Source organism: Chryseobacterium sp. VD8, from assembly GCF_037149975.1.
In the GTDB taxonomy this organism is placed as follows: domain Bacteria; phylum Bacteroidota; class Bacteroidia; order Flavobacteriales; family Weeksellaceae; genus Chryseobacterium; species Chryseobacterium indicum.
In genome coordinates, this window is sequence record NZ_JBBCQL010000305.1 from 1 (window position 1) to 4356 (window position 4356).

Annotated in this window: 5 protein-coding genes; 4 read left to right on the forward strand and 1 reads right to left on the reverse strand. The window is 37.2% G+C overall.

The window, feature by feature from the left end; genetic code table 11:
- The 3 genes from WFK35_RS20980 to WFK35_RS20990 form a co-directional block, all read left to right on the forward strand.
- Positions 1–397 (forward strand): prolyl oligopeptidase family serine peptidase (locus WFK35_RS20980; RefSeq protein WP_336734456.1); only part of this gene is annotated, 397 nt, incomplete at its 5' end.
- 177 nt (positions 398–574) lie between these two features.
- Positions 575–2902, forward strand: a complete 2328-nt coding sequence (gene bglX / locus WFK35_RS20985) for a beta-glucosidase BglX (RefSeq protein WP_336734458.1) — start codon at positions 575–577, stop codon at positions 2900–2902.
- Between the two features lie 111 nt (positions 2903–3013).
- A complete protein-coding gene (locus WFK35_RS20990; protein ID WP_336734460.1) occupies positions 3014–3424 on the forward strand; it encodes a hypothetical protein in 411 nt (136 codons plus the stop codon).
- Between the two features lie 36 nt (positions 3425–3460).
- On the opposite strand, the gene WFK35_RS23325 is transcribed toward WFK35_RS20990, so the two are convergent.
- Complete coding sequence (locus WFK35_RS23325) at positions 3461–3610, reverse strand: bacteriocin-like protein (RefSeq protein ID WP_410492760.1); 150 nt, start codon at positions 3608–3610, stop codon at positions 3461–3463.
- Positions 3611–3839: 229 nt separating this feature from the next.
- Here WFK35_RS23325 and WFK35_RS20995 point away from each other — a divergent pair.
- A partial coding sequence (locus WFK35_RS20995) for a lyase family protein (RefSeq protein WP_336734461.1) occupies positions 3840–4356 on the forward strand: 517 nt, incomplete at its 3' end.

Consider the following 4356-nt stretch of genomic DNA (forward strand, 5'->3'; position numbering starts at 1 on the left):
AGTTTATAATTTAATAAAAGAAATTCAGTCAAAATATAAAGTGGATCCTTCAAGAATCTACCTTACCGGACTTTCAATGGGAGGATGGGGAACACTGAAACTAGCAATGGAACATCCCGAAATGTTTGCGGCGGTCGTTCCGGTTTGTGCACCCACAGACCGAGTAATGTACGCCAACATTCATCAGTACAAAAATCTGAATATGAAAATCTTTCATGGCGGAATGGATGATGTTGTTTTACCGGAAAATGCATTTAATTTTTATCAGGCACTGCATCCTGTAAATCCCTCTGCCGAATTGACGATTTTCCCAAATGACAATCATAATTCCTGGGATTCAACCTATTCCAATCCTAAATTATACGAATGGATGCTGTCAAAAAGAAAAGAAAAATAATTTAGTATAAATCGTTAAACGAAAAGTGTTTGCTGAATGAATGGTTCATACTTAGCTTATAGAATTACCTTCGCGAACAGAAAATAGGCAGGATAATTAAAAAAAACTTTTCGACTTTTCGTTTAGATAAACAAAAAATTAAAAATAGAACTATAATTAAAAAAAGAAGATAGAGTTATGAAAAAGTTAATTGTAATCGCCACTTTAGCATTGGCTCCTGTATTTTCGGCACAGGAAATGGTGACGAAGCCCGTTCAGTCGTATCAGACGGCTCAATATCAGGCTAAAAAGAAAGCTTTTGTGGATAATCTTTTGTCGAAAATGACTTTAGATGAAAAAATCGGACAGCTTAATTTACCAAGTTCAGGCGATTTTACTACCGGTTTGGCTAAAAGTTCAGACATCGGAAAAAAAATCGAACAGGGTTTAGTCGGAGGACTTTTCAATATAAAAGGAGCAGATAAAATCAGAGCTGTTCAGAAAGTTGCAGTAGAAAACAGCAGGCTTAAAATTCCATTGATTTTCGGAATGGATGTCATCCACGGTTACGAAACAACTTTCCCGATTCCATTAGGATTAGCCGCATCATGGGATATGAATTTGGTGCAGCAGTCTGCAAGAATTGCCGCTAAAGAAGCAGCTTCCGACGGAATCAACTGGACATTCTCGCCAATGGTGGATATTTCCCGTGAACCAAGATGGGGAAGGGTTTCCGAAGGAGCCGGTGAAGATCCTTACTTAGGAAGTGAAGTGGCAAAAAATATGGTCTACGGTTATCAGGGAAAAGATCTTGCCAACGGAACCAATATTCTGGCTTGCGTCAAGCACTTCGCACTGTACGGGGCAGGTGAAGCAGGAAGAGACTACAACACAGTGGATATGAGCCACGTAAGAATGTTCAACGAATATTTTCCTCCTTACAAAGCAGCAGTAGATGCAGGAGTAGCTTCTGTAATGGCTTCTTTCAATGAAGTGGACGGAGTTCCGGCAACAGGAAACAGATGGCTGCAAACCGAAGTCTTAAGAAACAAATGGAATTTCAAAGGTTTTGTGGTAACCGATTATACCGGAATCAACGAAATGGTAGATCACGGGATGGGAAATCTTCAGGAAGTTTCCGCATTGGCTTTAAAAGCAGGTATTGATATGGATATGGTAGGTGAAGGATTCTTAACCACCCTGAAAAAATCTTTAGCAGAAGGAAAAGTGACTCAGGATGAAATCGATATGGCAGCAAAAAGAATTCTTGAAGCGAAATACGATTTAGGACTATTTTCAGATCCTTATAAATTCGGAGATGCAAAACTGGCTGCAAAAGAGGTTTACAATATGGAAAACCGCAATATTGCCAGAAATGTGGCAGCACAATCCATGGTTTTGATGAAAAACGACAATCAGGTATTGCCTTTAAAGAAATCAGGAACCGTTGCAGTAATCGGACCATTGGTTAATAACTCTCTGAACATGGCAGGAACATGGAGCGTTGCAGCAAAACATGAGAAAGCCGTTAATCTGATGCAGGGATTACAGGAAAACTTCGGCAAAGAAGTAAAATTCCTTTCTGCAAAAGGAGCTAATATTGATTATGATGCAAAACTGGAAGACATCTATGCAGCGCACGGTAAGAAAACCGACAGAGATAACCGTTCAAAAGAAGTTTTATTAAAAGAAGCGGTGGATGTTGCAAACAAAGCAGATGTTATTGTTCTGGCAATCGGAGAATCTGCTGAAATGAGCGGGGAATCATCTTCAAGAACAGAAATTACCATTCCACAGTCTCAGGTAGATCTTTTAAATGAATTAAAAAAGACAGGAAAACCAATTGCAGTAGTTCTTTTCACAGGTCGCCCTTTAGCCTTAACAAACATTAAAGATACTCCGGATGCAATTCTTAATGTCTGGTTTGCAGGTTCTGAAGCAGGAAATGCAATCTCTGATGTGCTGTTCGGAAAAGTAAATCCTTCAGGAAAACTACCGATGACTTTCCCAAGAAGTTTAGGGCAGGTTCCAATCTATTACAATGCTAAAAATACAGGACGCCCGTTAGATCAGAAGCTGGTTGATAAATGTGAATACCAGAGATTCCGTTCCAATTATATGGATGAGTGTAACACGCCGTTGTATCCTTTCGGTTATGGGTTAAGTTACACAAAATTCAATTATTCTGATGTTACAGTTTCCAATGCAAATCCAAAAGGAAATCAGACCATTCAGGCATCCGTTATTGTAACGAATACCGGAAATTATGATGGAGCAGAAGTAGTTCAGCTTTATATCAGAGATATGGTAGGAAGCATCACAAGACCCGTAAAAGAACTGAAAGGCTTCCAGAAAGTAATGTTGAAAAAAGGAGAATCTAAAAAAGTCACCTTCGATATTACTCCGGAAAACCTTAAATTCTACAATGGAGACCTGAAATACGACTGGGAACCGGGTGAATTTGATATCATGATCGGAACCAATTCATCCGATGTGAAACATTCCAAAATCAACTGGACAAAATAATTTTATAAGCCGCTCACAATGAGTGGCTTTTTTTGTATTTTTGAATACATAGCAACTCATAAGGTTCTTTGGCATAATTTTGAACAGATTGAAAACTTAAAATTTAAAAACATGAAAAAAACAATTTTATTTGGTATGATGTTCCTTGGTTCATTAGTCTTTTCACAGCAAACGCATTTAGTGGGCGGAGACAAAGATGTTCATGGCTGTAAAGCTTCCGCAGGATATACCTATTCTCAGCTGAGAAACGATTGCGTAAGAGTTTTCGAGCAGAAAATTAAATTGAACGAGGTAAACTCAGACAAAAGTTACAGCACATCAACTGCAGTTATTTTCAGTAAAAACATGAAAAAAGCCGAAATTTTTATTCCCGACGGAAGCGCAAGCAGCATTATTCTCGACAGACAGGGAAAAAGCAAACTCTGGAAAAGCGGAAAGCACATCAAAGACAACTATATTTTGGCACCTTATAAGAAAACTGGTTATCAGATCAAGAAAAATGATGTTGTCATTTATCAATAAAAACAGGAGAACTATTCTCCTGTTTTTTTTATTAGTTTAGATACAAAGACTAGCATTATATGGTCTGCAAGGTCCGTTCTCTTTATATTGGCAACTACCTGCAGGACAACTTTCTCCTGGAGGAGGTACCCATCCTCCTGCAATGTTTTTTAAGGCTGACTTTGATAATTTTTTTAAATTTTTCATAATTAATTTGATTTAATATTTCTTTTGTAGAAGCTAAAATAAAAAATAAATCTGATAATAATTCATTTAATGTTGAAAAATATTTTCTACAGCTTTTTTATGAAAGTTTTCCTTCGTTATTGCTTTCTGGTTTCATTTAAACACAGATAAGCATTTCTAAGAAAAAACCATTTTTATCTCTCATTGAAAAACCGTATTTTTGCATATCTAAAAAAAGTAAAAGAAAAGAATGAATTCCTACAAAAATCCATTGGAAGAACGCTATTCAAGCGAAGAAATGTTGTTTAACTTTTCTCACAACAACAAATTCCAGAACTGGAGAAAGCTTTGGATTGCCCTTGCTGAAATCGAAAAAGATCTTGGTCTTGACATTACAGACGAGCAAATCGCCGAATTGAAAGCCAATGCTGAAAATATCGATTACGAAAAGGCTGCTGAATACGAGAAAAAATTCAGACACGATGTAATGGCTCACGTTCATACGTATGGTGATGTAGCACCTTCAGCAAAAGGAATTATTCATTTGGGAGCAACTTCAGCATTTGTAGGAGATAATACAGACTTAATCCAGATTCGCGACGGACTTTTAATCTTAAAGAAAAAGTTGGTTAACGTTATTAAAAACTTAGCGGATTTTGCAATTCAATATAAAGATTTACCAACATTAGGATTTACACACTTTCAGCCAGCGCAATTAACAACGGTTGGAAAAAGAGCAACCCTTTGGCTTCAGAGTTTAGTCCTTG

Excerpts from the sequence above, each read along its gene's own strand:
- bglX (WP_336734458.1), top strand. The coding sequence starts at position 575 with ATGAAAAAGTTAATTGTAATCGCCACTTTAGCATTGGCTCCTGTATTT.
- WFK35_RS23325 (WP_410492760.1), bottom strand. The coding sequence starts at position 3,610 with ATGAAAAATTTAAAAAAATTATCAAAGTCAGCCTTAAAAAACATTGCA.
- WFK35_RS20990 (WP_336734460.1), top strand. The coding sequence starts at position 3,014 with ATGAAAAAAACAATTTTATTTGGTATGATGTTCCTTGGTTCATTAGTC.